The following is a 19,966-nucleotide window of genomic DNA, read 5'->3' as shown; positions in this document are numbered from 1 at the left end:
AATTGCTCCTTCATTTTTTATTTCATAAATATCATTTTCTTGGATGAAATAAATTTATTTGTTCTTAATTCATAGATATAAATACCACTTGCAATGTCAGTTGCGTTCCACTGGTAGCTGTATCTTCCTGCTTCCAATGTTGTGTTTACTACCTCATCTACCTTCTGTCCTAATGTGTTGTAAATCGTCAGCGTTACTTCTGATGCTTCAGGCAGATCAAACTTTATCGTTGTCATCGGGTTGAATGGATTCGGATAGTTCTGTTCTAAACTATATGCTTCAGGTATCTCTCCTGCTTTCTCTATCCTCAGCTTATTTACTGATTCATTATTTATTATTATCTCTTCACCATTTACTACTTTGTGACTTCCTGCTTCCTCTCCACTCGATATTTCTACTAATCTATATTCTACCCCATTCTTCAGGTTTGTAATCTTTATCCTCACAGGATATTCACTCGCCTGAATCTTTATTGTTGCTTCATCATTCTCCGTCAACTTGTAATCGTCTTCAAGTCTTACATCAAACGCTCCAACCGGTGGTACAGGAGGCATACTGTAGCTTTCCTTATTGATACTTCCTTCCAGCTTTCCGTTGAGGTATAACGTCTGGCTGTTGTTTGCTCTGTCAGTTATCTCTATCTGACTAAATTCTTCTGTTGCTTCTGAAATCTTTTCTAATTCATTATTCTCTTTCATCACCACATTATTGCAGCTTATTGTTATCGTTCCCGAACTACTTGCTTTAATCCAGTAAGCTTTTGTTCCATCAATGGAATTTGCACTGATATAACCGCCTGAATATTCAAACAAGGTGCCTGTAACTATTATACCACCTGGATCTTGAACACTGCTTAATGGTACATTACAATATGGTCCTCCAATGATATTCCAGCCAGTATTTAATGAAATGACACAATCAATCCTATCTGCTCCACTGACCGGAACAACTTGTGAGGATGCAAATTTCAACCAATACCCAGTACAAGTATTAACGGTTTCAGTCGAGAAATATCCATTTGAATAGCCGAATAAAGTTCCCGCTATTGCGGATGGAAATAATGCAAGATAGTTATTATTTGAAACATCAACCGGAAGACTTATCATATTCCAGCCTGATGATATATTATAGTTTGAAGTAATTTGATAATTGAATTTTATTCTAAGAATTCCAAAACCTGATAAATCATTAAACTGATTGGTAGTTCTCATATTTACATTAACAATGTTGTTGGATCCCGGGTCGACGAGATGAAAATATCCTGTCGACGGTAATTGTGAAGCATTCCAACTTAAATTTGCTGGTTCACAGCCTGTAGCCGGTTGATAACGTAGGCTCCAGAATCTTTCACCTGAAAGATTAGTACCTCGGACGTCCGTTAAAAATGGAATGCCACAACTTGTGAATCTTGCATCAAATGCATCTACGGGTGGTGGAGGTGGGGCTTCAATATCTAATCCCGGGTCGAAACAATCTGTAGCTCCCGGAGCTGTACCAAATTTTATTATCATTGAATTATTGCACTCATCACTTACTATAAGATCAACTAAGAAGTCTGTTAGAACCAGAGTTGTTGTATTAACTGTGATACCCGAAGAGTAGTTAGCACCGTCGTAAGAAAATGCTTTGTAATAATATGTTGTAAACGGATTTAAACCTATGTGATTAAACGGCGATACAATTCCATTATATAATAATGTGCCTCCTGCGAATGGCTGCCCCACTGCAGGTGGTGTTCCAGAAGGAGTTGTAAATGTGCCAGATAAATTCCAAACAAGTACAACATTATTATTGAAAATATTCGGAGTAAATCCAATATCTATTTGCGATGAACTTATTGCAGTTGCTGTAACATTTGTTGGATTGGAAATACTTAGTGTTGTTGCATTTATAGGAACTCCGGAAGAATAGGTACTTCCATTGTATGAAAAAAGTTTATAATAATAATTTGTCTCAGGAATTAAGCCTGTATGCTGAACAGGTGAGATCGTACCATTGTATAATAAAGTACCTCCAGCAAAAGATTGCCCGACTACTGGTGGAGTTCCTGATGGTGTCGTAAAAGTACCCGTTAAATTCCAAACAACAACTACATTATTGTTACTAGAGTTTGGATTAAAACTAATGTTTATCTGAGAGGAGTTAATTGCATTGGCTGAAACACTAGTCGGATTTAAGATCCCTAATCCGAGAGAAGCAATCCGTGTTCTCCAATTGAAACTTCCAGTGGATGGCTGGTATTGATTTACATACCAAAATGTCTCCCCATTCGGATCAACAACCATTTGGGTATAATCGCCCCATCTGTCTAAACCACCAGTTTGAGCACCCAATCCATCTTGAATTGTCCCTTCAGTAAAAGTCATTTGACCAAGTGCGTCTCCTGACAATCTGCCTGTGTAGCGAATACCGGGATAGATGGAAGAACCTGATACTGAGTAGCCGAGTGCAATGTCGCCAGCGCTGTTTATTGCTATACTTCCCATCCATCTGTGCAATCCATCGGAAGGTGCATAAGTTCCCTGCTGATATATACTCCAATTTCCGCTTGTTCTTCTGAACTCATACCATCTTACCCCCGCACGACCGCTTCCAGCATTAACTGTATGGCATACTACCATAGATTGATGTGTACCAAAATTTCTATAATCTAGTCGATTCATAGTCATCACAGATAAGTCATCAAGTAATTGACTTGTACCTAGTTGTGGAATACCATTAACTGTGCTGAATGCATTTGTAGCTAAAAAAGTTGGACCAGTAAAAGTCGAGTTACTAGGTGTCGTCCAATTAACACTAAATGAATAAATATCAAAACCATCTGAACCACCATATCGGGAATTATCGTGTATCTGCCCGAAGTAATTAGGTGCACTAGCTGGTGGAGTTGTAGTCCCATTCCAATCAGAAGGAAGCAATGACCAGGTTGATGAAGAGGAATTTGAGAATGTGACCATTTGTGCAGATAATCCATTTAACATTTGCGATCTTTGAAATGCTGCCACAATTGTTCCTACGTAACCTGGATTAAAAGAATTAGCAGACATATAATATCCATCAGGCCAAATTCCAAATTTAGGATAATCCGGAATTCCAGTACTAAATGAGAACCCATAACGATGCCATGCACCTGTTGGATTTCCTGTTTGTGATATCGCAATGAGAATATAGGACGGACTACTTGGATAATTCGGTAAGGAAAATTGAGCAATGAACCATCTATCAGCAGTTTCATCATATAATACTATAGGATCTCCATCATTTAAACTACTAGCCCAGGGACCAGGAAATCCTGACCATATTGTTCCGAGATTTAGTGGCCCTAGAAGAGAAGTTCCTGTTTTGTTCCAGATTTGAAACCGTACATTCGTTGCTAGCATATAATGATTAAGTCCTACATCACCGCTCGGATCCGGCGGTGCATATCCATCTGCTGAAATACCATTCCAGCTGGTAATGATTTCACTTATACCATCAACCCCCATTAACGTTTGTAAATCAGGGTCGTTACCGTAACGATCTTCAAATTGAAGCCCAATTTTATTTAGCGGTATTATTCCATCGCGCCACTTCGATTGTGTAATAGGAAGTTCTGGTATATCGCTGAGCGGTGGAGAAGTATCGTGATAGATAGCGTTAAATACTTGAGGAATAGGACTCTCCAACTGGGCTGGAATAGAGATATTACATACAATTACAATAAATATTATAAATGAAAAAAAGTAGTTATCTTTCTTCATTGTATTCCTTAAAAAATATGGGTTCCGGATAGAATTGAATTAGTAAACTAATAAAGAATTGAAATTTTACGCAGTAACTAACACAAGAATTTTGAATAATTGAAAGCATTTGTTAAAAAGATTTATTTTAAGCACAGCACGTGAAGTTATTAGTTCAAAATAAATTAAATTAAAATTTATTTTTATTTCTTTCGTAATAATAACCTGAAAGTAATTGAATCCTAAAATCAGATATAATTCACTAACGGTTAATTATCAAATATTCAATCTTAAAGTATTGAATAACAAATTAACTCATACTTGGACAACAAAATATTTAAAATAAAAGAGCCCTGCTTTTAAACGCAGGGCTCAAATTTTTAACTATTATTTCAGAAGAATCATTTCCTTTACATCAATGAACTCTTCTGCTGTCATTCTATAAATATAGGTGCCAGAACTCATCTTTGCACCTGAATTATTCAAACCATCCCATTCAACAGTATATTTACCAGCTTGAACCTGACCAACGAATAAACTTTTAACTTCCTGACCCAGCATATCGTAAACTACAATGTTTACATCGCTTACTTTGGGTACCTGGAATTGAATTGTGGTAGCCGGATTAAATGGATTTGGATAATTCTGGAACAATATAAAATTATCCGGGGTTAAATCAACTTCAATTTCTACAGCATCCGAATAATGAAAAGTGCCGTCAAAATCAATTTGCTTCAGTCGATAAGAATAGATTCCCGTTTCTACTTTTTCATCAAGAAACGAATAAGATTTTGGTTCCGTGGTAGTTCCAAATCCGGGAACAAATCCTATTTTCTGCCAGCTCTGTTCAACTGTTGATCTTTCTATTTCAAAGCCCTGGTTGTTTAATTCTGTTGCAGTTCTCCAGTTTAATATAACACCCTGACCAGATAAATTTGCTGTAAAAGAAGTTAACTCAACTGGTGTTATATCGCTGTAAACAACAATTATATTTACCCTATCGTAATCAACCGGAAATGGAATTGTCAATGAGCCGGTTCCAACAAATGGTGCTGTTTCTGAACCTCCAAAATTTATATTGGAGATCACACTTCCTGCTACGATTTGCGGAGGTAAATTCCAGCTAATTGTAATTGTTTGTGATGTCCAGTTCGGGTCGCCTGGTTGAAATTTCACTCTATGAGAATATGTACCATTAAAAGGAAATGATGGTGCATTTCTGATATCCTTAAGTGTACCTTCACCCAGAGTCGATTGACCGGTGAAATTTATAAATCTTGCTTCGAATGCACCCCCTGGAGGAAATGGAGGCTGTTCTATCTCACCGAGAGCTACATCGATACCGCCAGTTGCTGTCTGATCAAGACCAAAAATTAATGTTCTTGTATTACCGTGACTATCTGATACAGTAAAAGGGATTTCTACTGCTGCTTGTCCAAATGCAACAGTAACATAAATTAATAGAATGGAAAAAATTGAAAAGAGTTTATGCATAACATGCCTCTCTATTTAGTGAAAAAATATTGTTAGTTAATCAAAATCTTTTAGCCTAAAATTATTATTACCTCATTTCTAATAATTATTTTTTAGGTAATTAAATATACACTAGAAATCAGGTTATAAAAATTCTAATTGAAAAAATATTGAGCCCCGCCTAAGCGGGGCTCATTTCAAACAGATCTTACTTTACATAAACCATCTTTTTCGACTGAACAAATTCACCTGCAGTCATTCTGTAAATATATGTTCCTGAGCTCATCCGTACACCTGCGTTACTTAATCCATCCCATTCAGTTGTATAGGTTCCTCTCAGAACTTCACCTGAGAACAATGTTCTTACTTCCTGACCAAGCATATCATATATCTTAATGGTTACGTCGCTGGTCTTTGGAACCTGGAACTTAACCGATGTGCTTGGGTTGAATGGATTAGGATAATTCTGGAATAAGATATAATCCAGCGGTAATGGCGGAGCCTGATGAATTATGTTGACCTCGATGTTCATTACTCTCTGAACGTTTATATCTACAAGTACCAGCCTGTCAAGAGTAATATCATTATAATTTGATATAGTGAACGGCATATCTGCCATAAAGTGCATACCTGGTTCAATGTATCTCTGTGCAAGGCGATCATACATCAAAGTTCTTAACATATCTTCAACCTGCAAGTAATATCCCTGACCAAGATCAGTATTAATTACAAGATTACCTACGTTGTCAACTACACTACCGAATTCCATCTGTGCACCTCGTATTCCTACCTGTGAATCCAGATATACGCTAATTCCGTCCGGAGTAATATATACGTTAACTGTAGCATCAGCGTTACCTTCGATCTTAGGTAAAGTTGCATAGCCGCAAGGACCAACAGGATCATCATTCGGGAAGAAGCCGGTAAGAATAATGTTTTGAATTAATGCAAGATCCTGAACGTTTACAAACTCATCCGGATCGGGAAGTTCATTTCCGGGAACCCAAGGTGCAATGTTTGCTCTCTCGAATTCACTTGTCGTAAATCCAGGTGATGATTTTGAATAGTCTACCAGTGCGGGTAAATCAGCAACTCTATAATTTACTCTCAGCAGATCTAAGTAATCTACGCCTGTAGGTAATCCATTATCCTGTTGTAAATTATAAAGCAGAACATAAATTGTATCTTCTGATGCTCCATTAGCAGTAATATCGCCTCTTACCAAATTATAATCTAATACCCAATCCGAAGTTGCTACCTCAGTACCCTTTTGAATATTCTGGAATGTCAATATGGTCTCATCATCAATTGCCATATTTGTTAACAATCTGAATTGCAGAGCTTGAATTTTTACACCGGGAACTGTACCTCGCAATTGCATTTTTTCTTGATAGAAAGCTGCTTCCAGAACGTATGAGGTATCTTTCTCAAATACCAACCCACTTAAAGCTGCAGGAATAAAGCCGGCTCCTGTTACAGGTACTGTGTAGTTTGCCGGTGTTGCGTTAGTTGCAAATACAACATCTGTAAGAAGTGGACCAGCTACTGTAGGAGCAAATTCTACTGTAAATACTTGATTTGCACCTGGCAATATTGTAGCAGTAGTTGGTGTGATAGAATAATTTACTGGATCGGTAACGCTTGCTGAAGTTATTTCGAGAGTATTAAACAATCCATTGTGTGGAACTGTTAATATTCTTGTCTGACTATTCCCTACAATAAGCGTTGGAAAAGTCAATGAAGTCGGAGTAACTGCAAACGTTGGACCAGCATCTGCTCCAACTCCTTGTACCGGAAAGAGGAACGGATCGGCCACATTAATTGCATTATGATCAAATTGTAAATCTGCAGTAAATGGACCTAATGCCGGAGGTGTAAATGTAACATTAAATATTTGATTTCCAGCAGGGGGTATTGTAGCGGTAGTAGGTGTAATTACAAACGCTGCATTTGTTGATGTAATACCTGCTATTACTAAGTCAACATCTCCTGTATTACTTACCGTTACCTGTTGTGGTGGACTTGTTAAACCAACACCAACCGGGCCAAAATTTAAGCTTGCTGGTGTTATCGCGAATTCTGGCATAGGAACAACAGGCATAATATTGCTATACTGAAGAACAATAGTAACTCTATCATTGTCTTCAACTGGAGCTGGTGCTACCAGTGAACCAGTCCCAACAAATGGAACAGGTGATCCACCAAGGAGTGTTATTGTACTACCTGCTATAATTTCGGGAGGCAGATTCCAGCTAACAGTGATTGTGCCAGCAGCTTGATCTTCAGGTTGGAATCTAACTCTATGTGAATAAGTTCCTGTAAAGGGAAATGACGGTGCATTTCTAATGTCCTTTAAGGTTCCTTCACCAAGAGTTGATTGACCCGTAAAATTTATAAAACGGGCTTCATACGCACCTCCTGGAGGAAAAGGTGGTTGTTCGACTTCACCAAGAGCTACATCAATACCACCAGTAGCTGCTGGATCAAGGCCGAAAATTAATGTTCGTGTGTTACCATTGCTGTCCTCAACGGTAATCGGAATTTCTATTGCTGCCTGCCCGAAGGCGATTGTTACGTAAAGCAGCACGAGCGAAAGAATTGAAAATAGTTTACGCATAACGCACCCTTTTTATTTATTGATGAATAAGTTGATTAAAGTTCATATGCCCTACAAACTTATTGTCTATACAATCCCGTCCCGATTGAACGGGACGGGTTGTAATTATTTATCTGATTACTTCAAGAGTAACATCTTTTTAACTGAGACGAACTTGTCCGTTCTCAGTTCATAGATATACATTCCGGTTGCGACACTTCCTGCATTCCACTGGTATTGATATCTGCCAGCCTGCAGTGATGTGTTAACCAACTCTGCTACCTTTTCTCCCAATGCATTGTAGATACTGAGTTTTACACTTGCCACATCTTCCGGCAATGAGAACTCTATCACTGTGCTTGGGTTGAATGGATTCGGATAGTTCTGCTCTAATGAATATACTGTCGGCAGCAACTCTCCGCTTACCTTCAGCTTCTGTATCGTTGCATCACTGATCACTACATCTTCACCTGATTTCAGATTTGTGTTCAACATCTTTCCGCTTTCATCCATCAACCTGATATCCATTCCTTCTACCTTTACTGTCAATGGATATACTACTCCGCTCATCTCTATCGTCTGCACTGCACTGTTGATGTCTTCTGCTATCCTTCCACTCGTGAACCTGAAATCATACATCCCTGCCGGTGGTGCTGGTGGTAGTTCATACTGACTTAGGTCTACTTCTCCCTTTACTGCATACAGTGTGTAGCTTACTCCTGCTGCATCTGTCAGTATTATTCTTCCCCAGTCCTCAGCAAAGTATTCTACTGGCCTGCTTTCCTTTGCCATAGTCTCCGGTATGATTATCTGTCCCGCGCCTGTCAACTTTATCCAGTAGCCAAATCCAGGATCTATTGTCGTAGCTGCGGTGTATCCGCCTGAATACTTGAAGATTGGGCCACTCTGCAGTCCACCTGGAACTGTGGTTACGTTGGCTGCTGTTACACTTAGCTCATATCCGCCTATCATATTCCAGCCTGAATTTCCTGCTAGTGGTGCGTGTGCTACTATCTGTATTCCGCCTGATGGCCATTCGTCGCCTGTGTTATACAGTCTCGCTCCATCTTGTTTCATCCAGTATCCCTCTCCCGGGGTGGCTGTTGTTACTTGTGTATATCCACCTTGATACTTGAATACCTGTGAGCCTGCTACTCTATATGCCCACCACGTACCTACATTCTGATCAACCGGATGTAGTCCAGGTATCGATACCATATTCCAGCCGTTGAGTAAGTTTACTGATAGCTGGAAGGTCGTTGAGCCAACAACAACAAACTCTCTGTTGAGTATGTCATTAGCTGGAACTAAGTCACCAATCAGATCTGTGTAAGCTTTGAAAGTATAATTACCTTCCGGAGTTGCTGTCCACGGATCAAAATTTACAACTTGTGAAGCACCACTTCCTAAACCTGTAACCGTAACATTGTCACTGTAAACAAGTACAGGTGTGTATTCAGTGTAAATTAATATGTCATCAACACTGCATTGAGCAGCATCGACTGCCAGGTATCGGAATCTCAGTTTAACATTTGATTGACCTGCATAAGTAGATAAGTCAATATGAGTTCCGAGATTTGCATCGTACCAAACCCAGCTTGTAAAAGTACCAACAGCGTCTTCATTAAATAAATTGGTTGGCCAAGTTGCACCGCCATCAGTTGAGATATCTACGGTAAAATCACCATTATCATATGGATTTACCATCCAATAGTAACTGGTTAACCACCAGAAACTAAGCTTGATCGTTTGGCCGGTATAGCTACTCAAATCAATTACCGGCGAAACTAATATCTCATCCTGTGGAACAAGAGCAGGATCATAGTCGACTGTCATGCCATATAATCCTGAATGGAAACTTGCATTATCTATATACCATGTAAACGATGTATTTTGTGATTCAAGTGTCCAACCAGTCGGAGGCACTACACCACCTTCAAAGTCCTCACTCAAGATAGTAGCATCTGGTGACAAAGTTGGAGGTGTATAGTTTGAACGATTTGTTATTTCAATACCGTTCAGGCTTTTTGTCTCCTTGCTGATATTCTCAGCTACTGGTTTTGGATCTTCAATTGTGTTTCGGAAAAACGTTCCTTCAGAAGTCCAGATTTCTGCATAAACAGGTATATCCTGAGCTGCATCACTATTATTGGTAATAGTTACAGAAGGATTAAATACTGCATCCAGATTTTCAGTAAGGTTAGGTCGTTCAATTGAAGTTACTTCTGCATCAATCAGAGCTAAGCCGACAAGAGAAATATTATCAAAAGAAATTGGTGGCTGTTCTCCATCAACTCCGTCATTTCTCCAGCTGAATACTAATCGTTTTGTGGACCCAGTTAGTGAAGATGGTAATAGAATTGTTGCTTCAACATAATCAAGTTGATTATTGTATTCGGTTCCAACCTGATTAAGTGCAGGTAATTGTACTGCTTCAACCGGGATTACATCAGTATCAACTACATATACCTTTAAGAAATCCCAACCGGGTTCTGCAATACCTTTATACCAGAATTTTAATTCATAACCGCCTGAACCACCTGAAAATGTAATATCTCTGTACAGATGGACAACGCTGGAAGCGGTGTTAGTATAAGCGTATGTCGTACCGCCATCATTAGAGATGTAAGCTGATTTGGTGCCTGCATAAGGAAGAGCAGCAGTTCCTACAAACCATTGATTAGTCTGTGCACCATTTACAACAGTCCATAATCCTGGCCAGCTACCTTCAAAGTCCTCAGTAAACGGAATTGTACCTGGTGTAGGTACAATCTGAACTACAACAGGACCTGCAGGAGCGGCTTCACCCTCTGAGTAAACTGCAACCACTTCGTAGCTGTAAACTCCCAAAGGCAGATTATTATCGTTATAGAATAAATTGGTCGTGTTATCTGCAACTAATATATCATCTTTGTAGACATCATAACCGAGTAGTGTAGCATCAATTGCTCCACTGCGATTATGTACGAGTTTGCTCTCCACATCCGAACGGTTGTTATTTGTGCTTCCAGTTTGTAACAATATTCCATTGCTTAAATCTGGTTTTTCTTTATTAACAATAGGAGATTTTTCCTCGCTATTTTTTGCTAATGCTATAACACTTTCCTCACCATCTGTGAGGGTATTATATACGTAGCCGGCAATATTCCAGTCATATGTTAAAGCTGGATTCAGAGCTGTTAGTTCAACCCAAGCACCACCAAAATCTGTTGAGTATATCATATTTCCTTTACCAGGATACTCAAGAGTTGCATCGCAGCCTGCTGGATAACCAGTAGTTGTATTTATATTATAACCAATCCACAATTCTTGTGTACCATCAATCTCCACTGGTGTTGTAAGATTTACTTCATTCCAAGCATTTATTGTAGGTGAGGTAACCGCCTGTGAGTATACTTCAGTTAATGAACCAGCATTTGCTCCTTGCCATACTTTTATTGTATAAGTGGCAGCTACTTGAGCTGGGAAGAAATAAACTACCTTAAGATACTTTCCATCAACACCTAAATCAGTGAGATCAGCAACTGGCCATCTATGAGCCACATCAAATACGAGTGGGCCGTTTACGCCGATTGAGGCGTAATTAACACCATCATCCCATTGTAACACAACATTTGGAGGTGCATTCCAGGTTAACTGAACATCATCACCTGTAACGGCAGCTTCCAAATTAGTTGCTGGGAAGAGTAACTCATCTAGTGCAATATTTTGTGTAGTTGTAGCACCATCTGTTACAATAACGCCTGTAACGGTTGTGCTTGCATAACCATATTTACTTGCAGTTACATTATACGTTCCTGTTAATATATTTAAGAACTCATAATTTCCTGAAGCATTAGTAGTTGTGCTATAAGGACCAGCAGTAACAGTTGCCCCAACCAGAGGATTTGTTGTGAATGCATTTGTAACTAATCCATTTAAGTTACCGTATGTTGCTTCATCAACCGTTACATCGTCTACACAGATATAATATTGATCAGCAGCACTGTAACCATGCCATCCAATGAAATATGTTCCTGTTGTAGTTGGTGTAAACATTCCACTACCTTCAGTATAGGTACTAAAGCTAAATGCAGGATTGTCAAAAATTGGACCTTCGGTCATCCCTGCAGAAGTTGGTGCACTACCCCACATCACTTCCATACTTTCAGTAAATCCGCTTGCTCTATACCAGAAGTTTACTCTATAAGTTACACCACCGGTAAGTTGGATAGGCGGACTAAAGAACCAATCGTCCATTGCGAGTGAAGCGTTGTATGATATTCTCATACTATTGGGTGTAGAACGTGGTGCAGATGTAGAATTTACCCACAGAACAGCATCAGCATTAGTATTCTCTACAGTCCAACCTAACGGTAATGCTGGTGCAGTTACACCATCAAAATTCTGGGTGTATGGTAGAGTTGTTATTGTTGCATCAACACCTGTACCTGTGAGAGGAACTGTATGCGTAGCATCCAATGCGGTGTTGTCAACAATTTGTAAGCTTGCTGTTTTTGCACCAACAGTTGTAGGTGAGAAATTAACATCTACTGTTGCTGTTTCACCTGTACCTAATTCTATCGGATAGGTGTTTCCATCTGTTAGTACAAATTGGCTTGCATCGGTACCAACTATCGAAATGTTTCCAGCAGTAATTGTTAATGTTCCAACACCAGTATTAGAAATTGTAAATGTCTGGTTAGCTGACGATGTATTTATTTGAACTTCGCCAAATGCTTTTGAAGTTGGATCAATTGAAAAAACTGGAACTGCAGGTGTCAGAAACACAGATATATCATCAAGCGAAATATACCACGGTGTAGAGTTCATATATCCCTTGATTCCAATATAATAAACACCAGTAGTACTTGGTGTAAATGTGCCAAATAATCTTTGATAATCACCATTAATAATCCCAGTCGTTGCTACAATAGGATTAGTCATTGCAGCAGCGTTAGGTGCATCACCATAACTTACTGTCATATTTGAATTAGTGGATGTTGCACCATCTTGTCGAGCATACATTTCAAAAGTGTAGCTGGTACCACCTGTTAATTGAAATGGCTTAAACATCCAGCGTTCATTTCCGTAGCGTAAATAAGCATTCCATGTACCTGTACGTGGTGTTCTATTATAAGTTGTTAGCGAGCTATTAGCAGTCCAGATACTCGTACCTGTAACGGCCTCCTGCGTCCAACCTACTATAGCTGTCTGATCTGTATTTCCTGCTTCAAATCCTTCAACAAATGGATATGAATATACTGTCGGATCAACCAATGTTGTAAATGACCAGACAACTGTTCCTGTTGCATTGCCACTACCATTATAAGGAATTATTTCCCAATAGTATGTTGTGTTATATGCTAACGGTGAACCAGGTGTATATGAGGTATTCAGACCATTATCATAGTTATTTAGTATGTTAGTTGGTGGATTATCAGTACCAAAATTAATATAGTAACCAGTTTCCGGAGTGCCACCGCCACTTGCCCAGTTTAATGTAGCAGTAAGTAATATATTTGTTGCACCATTAAGTGGTGAAACTAAAACAGCGGGAGCTGGTGGACCTGCAGGTGGTTCTCGCAGAAAGACGTTATCAATATCAAAATAATAATCGCCAGCACCCCATTGTAGGTTCCATTTAACAACAGCATTACTACCAGCATAGGCACCGAGCGGAATGATAACCTTTGCAAAATTTGTAGTTACAACGTGATTAGCGGAATTAATAGTATAAACAGTAGTGAATGTCAGACCTCCATCTGTGGAGACCTGTATATTATATATATCACTAGCCCCGATGATTGTTGCCGTGCTAGGATATCCAGTATAGTCCACAATTCTGTAATCAAACTCAAGCTGCGATGTAGCTGTTAACGGCCCGATTCCTATCTGAGGCGATAATGCAAAAGCAGTTGTAACACCTGAATATAAATTTCTGTTTAGTCCATTCGAACCTAAAGTTCCGTGATTTGTAGTAACATTCATGTTGCCACCCCAGTAAGCTAGTGAATTAACACCAGCATTAAAATCCTGGCTAAATGGTAAACCAACGATGCCGGATGTCACAGTAAAATTGTCAACTCTACCAGTTCCAGCAGTAGCAACAGTACCGCCATTGATGCTTGTGGTGGTTGTTTGTACCAGCCTGATATAAACAGTAGATTGATTATTCAAGCCTGTCACACCGCTAAGGACAAGAGATCTCCTTGACCAGAGCGCTGTAGTGGTAGTTGACCAAGAAGTTAAATTGGGAAGTGAGTAAGCACCACCTGCAGCATCAGTAAAATTTTACCATCTGATTTTACTTTACTTTGAAATCTCTCGGTCCAGTACTACTTCCCATCTGATCCCACGTAATAGCAATGTTACTATAACCTGTTGTGCTGAATGAAAATTGATAGTAATCCCCAACAGTCCAATAGTTTGAGGAAACCGATTTGACAGATCCGTTGCCTGCCGGATTAGACCAAACTGTTAATGCATTTGCGTGCAGAGCAGTAAAAGCAGAGCCTGCAGTTAAAGCACCAGCATCAGCTAACGGACTCCCTACTGATATAATAGGCGTAGTACCGGTGTTGGTTGTTGTTACCCCCTCAAAGCTCCATGAAGCTGTAATTGTTTGTGCAAAAATATTTTGCCCAAATACAAAAACTAGCAGGAGGAAGACAATGGGAATAAATTTGAAAATTTTTAAAAACATAATCCCTCCAAAATGAGATTAAAAAAATTAGTTATTTAAGATCACAAATTAGCTTTACAGTTAAGCACCCCGAGCACACGCCTGTAAAGCAATTATAACAGAAAGATGAGTGGAAAATTATTCTCCATGAAGCCCTCCTGCATTATCAATGAGTAATTGGTAGTTAGTTAGGTTTGAGTAAAATAAACTGGTATGGTTAGAATTTTCCAATTCAGGAAATTCCCCGATAAAAATTTTCTTTGTAAAAAATTTTATTTTTTTGTGGTGCATAGCCAGTAGCTCTTTTTAAAAGCTAAGTGAATAACTAATTTCAGTTTCAGCATCCCTATTCCGCTAAGAGAGAAGAACAATAAAATAATAATGAGTTAATTAGAATTATTTTAAAACCCGCACAGCCTCGAAAGTTGGTATAGCCCTAAATTTTTGCTTCAAAAGTTAATGCAACCTTAATAAAAAAATTTTAAAGAGTCAAAAATTTGGATATTAATTTTTTATGACTTTTTTTATAAAAAAAAATTTCGCCGTGATCACAAAAAATGCCAAACAATTTCTTCTCTGATGATTAGCTTTAGATACATTGCTCTAAGTGTTTGTTTTTACTTACAAAATTTCTCAACGACAAGTTTGACTTTCAACTGGCCTACGATTTGAACATAATTACACAACTATTCTGATCCGTGATTGAAATAAATTTTTCATAAATAATTTGATGGCTTAAAAAATTTTCACGAAAAGTTGCTCAGTTCTCAATCTCCAGAAAAAGTTTTAAATAATAGAATTGTAAAGTCAGGATAAGCTAAAAGAAAAAACCCTGCAGAAAGATCCGCAGGGTTTCTTGTGGGCCCAGATGGGCTTGAACCACCGACCCTCTGATTATGAGTCAGATGCTCTAACCAACTGAGCTATGGGCCCGAATTTGTGGCAGCAAATTTAACACTATGCAAACAGTAAATCAACCAGCATACTTTAACTCAGTTTATCCTTGATCTTTTTAATCGTAAGTGGCGCCGAGCCTTCAAAATGATTATTTACATTTACAAAAAGATCAACTTGATCCTTTTGCATTTCCTTTATCATCTCAACTAAAGAATTAATTTCTTTATCGCGGTTTATGTAAATCTGGTTCCAGTTTTCATTAGATATTTTTTCGATTCCTTGTCTGTCGGGTCCGTGCAGTCTGAGCACAACAACCTCTCTGATATATTCTTTAAATTTTGAATATGTCTCGATTACAGGAGGTATATAGTATCCTTCAAGCAAAACAGGGACTATTTTTTGTTCCATCAAAAACCGAAAATATTTTTCATTGAGATAATTTGGATTTCTTATTTCAATTCCAATTGGTAGAAGAGAATTTTTTATTTGTTTTCTGAACTCTGAAAATCTTAATTGAAAATCTGATAACGATTTCATCTTCTGCTTGTTCAAATATTCAAACTGAAATATCAGGCAGCCCGTTTGATCCAGTATCGGTTCGATAGAATTTAAGAACTCTTGAAAAATTTCGATGGAAAGAAAATACGGATTTGCTCTTAACTCATCTTCCTTCGACTCTTTATAAAAATGAGTAAGTGTAATTGAGTTTGGAACCTTTACGGTGAAAAGAAAATCCTTCGGAACAGATTTCGAATATTCTTCAGCAACTTTCTTTTGAGGCAGGACTACTTTTGACGGGGAGAATAAGGACCAGAACCATTGATCAATCTCGACTGTCTCGAATTTCTTTGAATATTCTTTCAGATAATTTTTCTTGTTGTTTTCTGAATATACAATTCCTTTCCAGGAATCATATTTCCAGCTACAAGTTCCGATTCGGATCATTTTGATTATTTCTAATCGATGATTTTCAAATCTTCGTCTTCAACTGTAGTTGAATCTTCTATATCATAATTTTTTTCGAAGGAGATATTTCCTGCTGTATCGTAGATATACCACAAGCCAACTCTTTTTCCTTGCTTGTAATGTCCTTCTTCTTTTTTCTTACCGTCTGGATAGTTCCATATCCAGAGTCCTTCAGGTATATCATTAACAAAATTTCCCTCGGATTCAATTTTACCATCTGAATAAAAGTATTTCCATTTACCGACATTCCGATTACTATCAGTCTGTCCTTCCATTTCAAGAACACCTTCTTCTGAAAATATTCTGAAATCACCATGCTTAAGTCCATCTTTAACATCGTATTCAATTATTTTATTTTCAACGAGTGCTCTTTCACGTCCTGTAAATGGAACATTACTTCCCTGTTTGTAAAGCAAATTATCTTTTATTACCAGAGTTGATTTTGGAATCTCTTCCTTGCCGCAGGAAATTGAGAGAATTGTGATTGAAATTAAAAGTAAAAAAAAGATAACGCGGGATTTGTAATTCATCATTTTGGCTTTTTAAATATTGGGGGAGATTAGATAATTACTTTTTAATTAATTCTTGGTAACCGGCTATCAGCTTTTCTTTGGTTATCGAAAGTTCCTGCGAGATTACTTTCACTTCACCGATTGCAGGCATAAAGTTCGTGTCACCATTCCATCTGGGCACAATGTGAAAATGAATGTGGTCTTCTATTCCTGCACCGCCTGCTCTACCTAGATTCGCACCGATATTGAATCCCTGCGGTGAATATACTTTCTGAAGTATCATCTCAGCTAATATAATTTCATCCATTAATTCATGAGATTCTTCTGCACTGAGCTGCTCAACAGAACCAAGATGTCTCTTTGGAACGATCATCAGATGACCATTATTATATGGATAGAGGTTCAGCATCACCAAGGTATTTTTTGATTTACGGACAAGAAGATTGTTTAGATCAGATACCTCTTTATCCAATGCTTCGCAAAAAATGCATCCACCAGACGATTGTTCTTCTCTAAATGATTCGATATAGTTAGATCTCCAGGGAGACCAAAGATTTTTCATATAATATATTAATAAAAATAAAGGCGGATATTATCCGCCTGTTTAATTTATCAGAGAATTAATTTTCTTCTTCTTTTGATTTCTTGTATTCCTCGATTACCTTCTGCTCAATTTCTTTCGGCATTTCTTCATAATGATCAAACCGTCGTTTATGAACTCCTCTTCCCTGTGTTAAGCTTCTAAGGTGTGAAGAATACTTGTAAAGTTCAGCAAGAGGCACGAGCGCTTTAATAATCTGAAATCTTCCATCACTATCCATTCCTAAAATCTTTCCACGCTTGCTGGAGATATCTCCCATAACATCGCCCATATATTCTTCCGGAACTTTAACTTCGATTTCAAAAATAGGTTCAAGCAGCACAGGTTTTGCTTCAAGGAATCCTTTTTTAAATCCCTGGCTTGCCGCAATCTTGAATGACATTTCATCAGAGTCAACAGTGTGATAAGTCCCATCAAAAAGTGTTACCTTAACATCAACAACTTGATTGCCAGCAAGTACACCCTTCGTCATTGTTTCAATAATTCCTTTTTCGACTGCTGGAATGAATCTACCCGGAACAACTCCACCAACAATTGCATTAACAAACTCAAATCCTTTACCTCTCGGAAGAGGTTCCATTTTAATATGTATATGCCCGTACTGACCACGTCCACCCGACTGCTTCTTATGTTTATATTCAACGTCATTAGCAATTGCTTTTATAGTTTCGCGGAATGGAATTCTCGGTTCAACAAGATCAACATCAACTCCGTATCTGTCCTTCAATCTTTTAACAGCAAGTAAAAGCTGCAGTTCACCCTGGCCTGATATGATCGTCTGTGAGATTTCCGGATCAAAGTTTACGTTGAATGACGGATCTTCCTCGTGCAATGTGTGAAGTCCTGTTGCAATTTTGTCTTCATCACCTTTTGCTTTCGCTTTAATTGCACCGCGGATAACAGGCTCTGGAAATTCAATAGGATTAATGATAACCGAATAATTTTTAGAAGCCAGTGTATTATTTGTATGAGTGTCTTTTAGTTTTACTACTGCAGCAATATCTCCTGCAACAACCTGAGCAATATCCTTTCTGTTGTGTCCGTTCAATGTGAACAGTTGGTTTAATCTTTCAACCTTATTGTTATTTTCATTCATAAGATCCAGACCAGGCGAAACTTTACCTGAGTATAATTTAAAGAGCGAAAGTTCACCTACATGCTGTTCAGAAATTGTTTTGAAAATGAAAAGTACGGGTTCAGCGTTAGAATCAACTTTAACCATTACAGGTTCATTTTTTCCTGCAAGTTTGGCTGGAGCTGGTCCTCTGTCCACAGGTGAAGGAAAATAATTGCTCACAAAATCCAGAAAATTATTAATGCCGACCGCTTTATTTGCAGATACAGCAAATACCGGAAGCAGGTTTCCATTCACGATTGAAGCTTTTAATCCTTTCTTTAAATCAGCTTCTGAGAGAGAACCTTCCTCAAAATATTTATTCATTAAATCTTCTGAATACTCAGCAACTTTTTCTATTAACTGAGTTCGGAAATCCTCTGCCTGTTCTTTTACATCTGCAGGAATATCGGATTCAGTAACAGTCCGGCTTCCAGCTTCACCAAAAGTATAAGCCTTCATAGCAACTATATCAACAACTGCATTAAAATGAAGTCCTTCCGATACAGGGAAAGTAATGATCGTTGATCCTTGATGAATTCTTTCCTTCACTGCTTCAAAGGTTTCAAAAAAAGTTGAATGTTCACTATCAACTTTATTAATGATAACAGAAGATGGCAGTTTGTATTCATCGATAATATTTTTTGCCGAATCCGTACCAACTTCAATTCCTTCAACAGATTTGATTACCATCACTGCATTATCACAAACTTTTAGAGCACTTTTTACATCACCAACGAAATCAGAAAATCCCGGAGCATCAATGATATTAATTTTGGTATTATTCCATTCTATATTCATTAAAGAGGATGATATCGAGATCTGTTTTTCAACTTCATTAGGAGTATAATCGGAAACGGTATTACCATCTTCGATTTTTCCGATCCTGTTAGTTTCTTTAGCTGTGTAAAGAATAATTTCTGATAATGTTGTTTTGCCGCCTCCGCCGTGACCGACTAATGCAATATTACGTATAGCCTCTGAACTGATCTCTTTCAAGGGTATCCTCCTGGAAGTATTTTTTTAATTAGAAATTATTTTTTTAGGTAGTTGAGAAAAGTGCTTACTCCGTTCGAGATTGCTTTTATCTGAGTAAGAAAACCGGAAATCGGGCCATCAATTCCGGCTCTTATTTTTTCTTCAAATTTAAGAATTGTATCCACTCTGTCTCTAACGCTGAAAACTATGCCCTTCGTAGCTTCCAGCTGTCTTTTTGCCTGATCGCTCAAATCAGTAAGCTTAGTTGTAAGATCGGCAAGAGAAAATACAAGCGGTTCAAGTTTATCAGAAAGGTCGCTTATATCTTTCTGTAATTCCTGAATTGATTTTGTAATTTTCCCAAGGTATACAATCAAGAAAACAATAAGAGCCGAAACAAGAATTAAAACTACAGCGGTTAATACATCAATAACAGTCATTAACTA

Annotated in this window: 10 protein-coding genes and 1 tRNA gene; all 11 read right to left on the bottom strand. The window is 38.1% G+C overall.

The window, feature by feature from the left end; all coding sequences use genetic code 11:
- Positions 1 to 17: 17 nt before the first annotated feature.
- A complete protein-coding gene (locus IPM14_14660) occupies positions 18 to 3,740 on the bottom strand; it encodes a T9SS type A sorting domain-containing protein (protein MBK9099325.1) in 3,723 nt (1,240 codons plus the stop codon).
- 366 nt (positions 3,741 to 4,106) lie between these two features.
- Complete coding sequence (locus tag IPM14_14655; protein MBK9099324.1) at positions 4,107 to 5,213, bottom strand: T9SS type A sorting domain-containing protein; 1,107 nt, start codon at positions 5,211 to 5,213, stop codon at positions 4,107 to 4,109.
- A 187-nt stretch (positions 5,214 to 5,400) separates the two neighbouring features.
- On the bottom strand, positions 5,401 to 7,809 hold the full coding sequence (locus IPM14_14650; GenBank protein ID MBK9099323.1) for a choice-of-anchor D domain-containing protein: 2,409 nt from the start codon (positions 7,807 to 7,809) through the stop codon (positions 5,401 to 5,403).
- A gap of 117 nt (positions 7,810 to 7,926) precedes the next feature.
- Positions 7,927 to 13,947, bottom strand: a complete 6,021-nt coding sequence (locus IPM14_14645) for a choice-of-anchor D domain-containing protein (protein MBK9099322.1) — start codon at positions 13,945 to 13,947, stop codon at positions 7,927 to 7,929.
- Positions 13,948 to 14,074: 127 nt separating this feature from the next.
- Entirely contained in the window at positions 14,075 to 14,473 is a 399-nt protein-coding gene (locus IPM14_14640) for a hypothetical protein (GenBank protein MBK9099321.1), read from the bottom strand.
- Between the two features lie 838 nt (positions 14,474 to 15,311).
- Positions 15,312 to 15,385: transfer RNA gene (locus IPM14_14635), tRNA-Ile, on the bottom strand.
- Positions 15,386 to 15,439: 54 nt separating this feature from the next.
- The gene (locus IPM14_14630) at positions 15,440 to 16,294 is read right to left on the bottom strand and encodes a DUF72 domain-containing protein (GenBank protein ID MBK9099320.1); all 855 of its coding nucleotides are present in this window, start codon (positions 16,292 to 16,294) and stop codon (positions 15,440 to 15,442) included.
- An 11-nt stretch (positions 16,295 to 16,305) separates the two neighbouring features.
- Positions 16,306 to 16,848 carry a toxin-antitoxin system YwqK family antitoxin gene (locus IPM14_14625; GenBank protein ID MBK9099319.1) on the bottom strand — a complete coding sequence of 181 codons (543 nt, stop codon included), beginning with the start codon at positions 16,846 to 16,848 and terminating at the stop codon, positions 16,306 to 16,308.
- A 34-nt stretch (positions 16,849 to 16,882) separates the two neighbouring features.
- Positions 16,883 to 17,389 carry an HIT domain-containing protein gene (locus tag IPM14_14620; GenBank protein ID MBK9099318.1) on the bottom strand — a complete coding sequence of 169 codons (507 nt, stop codon included), beginning with the start codon at positions 17,387 to 17,389 and terminating at the stop codon, positions 16,883 to 16,885.
- A 58-nt stretch (positions 17,390 to 17,447) separates the two neighbouring features.
- Complete coding sequence (gene fusA, locus IPM14_14615; protein ID MBK9099317.1) at positions 17,448 to 19,541, bottom strand: elongation factor G; 2,094 nt, start codon at positions 19,539 to 19,541, stop codon at positions 17,448 to 17,450.
- Positions 19,542 to 19,576: 35 nt separating this feature from the next.
- Positions 19,577 to 19,960, bottom strand: coding sequence for a hypothetical protein (locus IPM14_14610; protein ID MBK9099316.1), 384 nt, complete (start codon positions 19,958 to 19,960; stop codon positions 19,577 to 19,579).
- Positions 19,961 to 19,966 lie beyond the last annotated feature (6 nt).

This window comes from bacterium, from assembly GCA_016716565.1.
Lineage (GTDB): Bacteria > Bacteroidota > Ignavibacteria > Ignavibacteriales > Ignavibacteriaceae > IGN2.
The sequence above is the reverse complement of the archived record's forward strand: the minus strand, read 5'-3'. Positions and strand labels throughout refer to the sequence as shown.

Bases quoted from the DNA above. Each gene is read 5' to 3' on its own strand.
- IPM14_14660 (MBK9099325.1), bottom strand. From the start codon at position 3,740: ATGAAGAAAGATAACTACTTTTTTTCATTTATAATATTTATTGTAATT.
- IPM14_14655 (MBK9099324.1), bottom strand. From the start codon at position 5,213: ATGCATAAACTCTTTTCAATTTTTTCCATTCTATTAATTTATGTTACT.
- IPM14_14650 (MBK9099323.1), bottom strand. From the start codon at position 7,809: ATGCGTAAACTATTTTCAATTCTTTCGCTCGTGCTGCTTTACGTAACA.
- IPM14_14640 (MBK9099321.1), bottom strand. From the start codon at position 14,473: ATGTTTTTAAAAATTTTCAAATTTATTCCCATTGTCTTCCTCCTGCTA.
- IPM14_14630 (MBK9099320.1), bottom strand. From the start codon at position 16,294: ATGATCCGAATCGGAACTTGTAGCTGGAAATATGATTCCTGGAAAGGA.
- IPM14_14625 (MBK9099319.1), bottom strand. From the start codon at position 16,848: ATGATGAATTACAAATCCCGCGTTATCTTTTTTTTACTTTTAATTTCA.
- IPM14_14620 (MBK9099318.1), bottom strand. From the start codon at position 17,389: ATGAAAAATCTTTGGTCTCCCTGGAGATCTAACTATATCGAATCATTT.
- IPM14_14610 (MBK9099316.1), bottom strand. From the start codon at position 19,960: ATGACTGTTATTGATGTATTAACCGCTGTAGTTTTAATTCTTGTTTCG.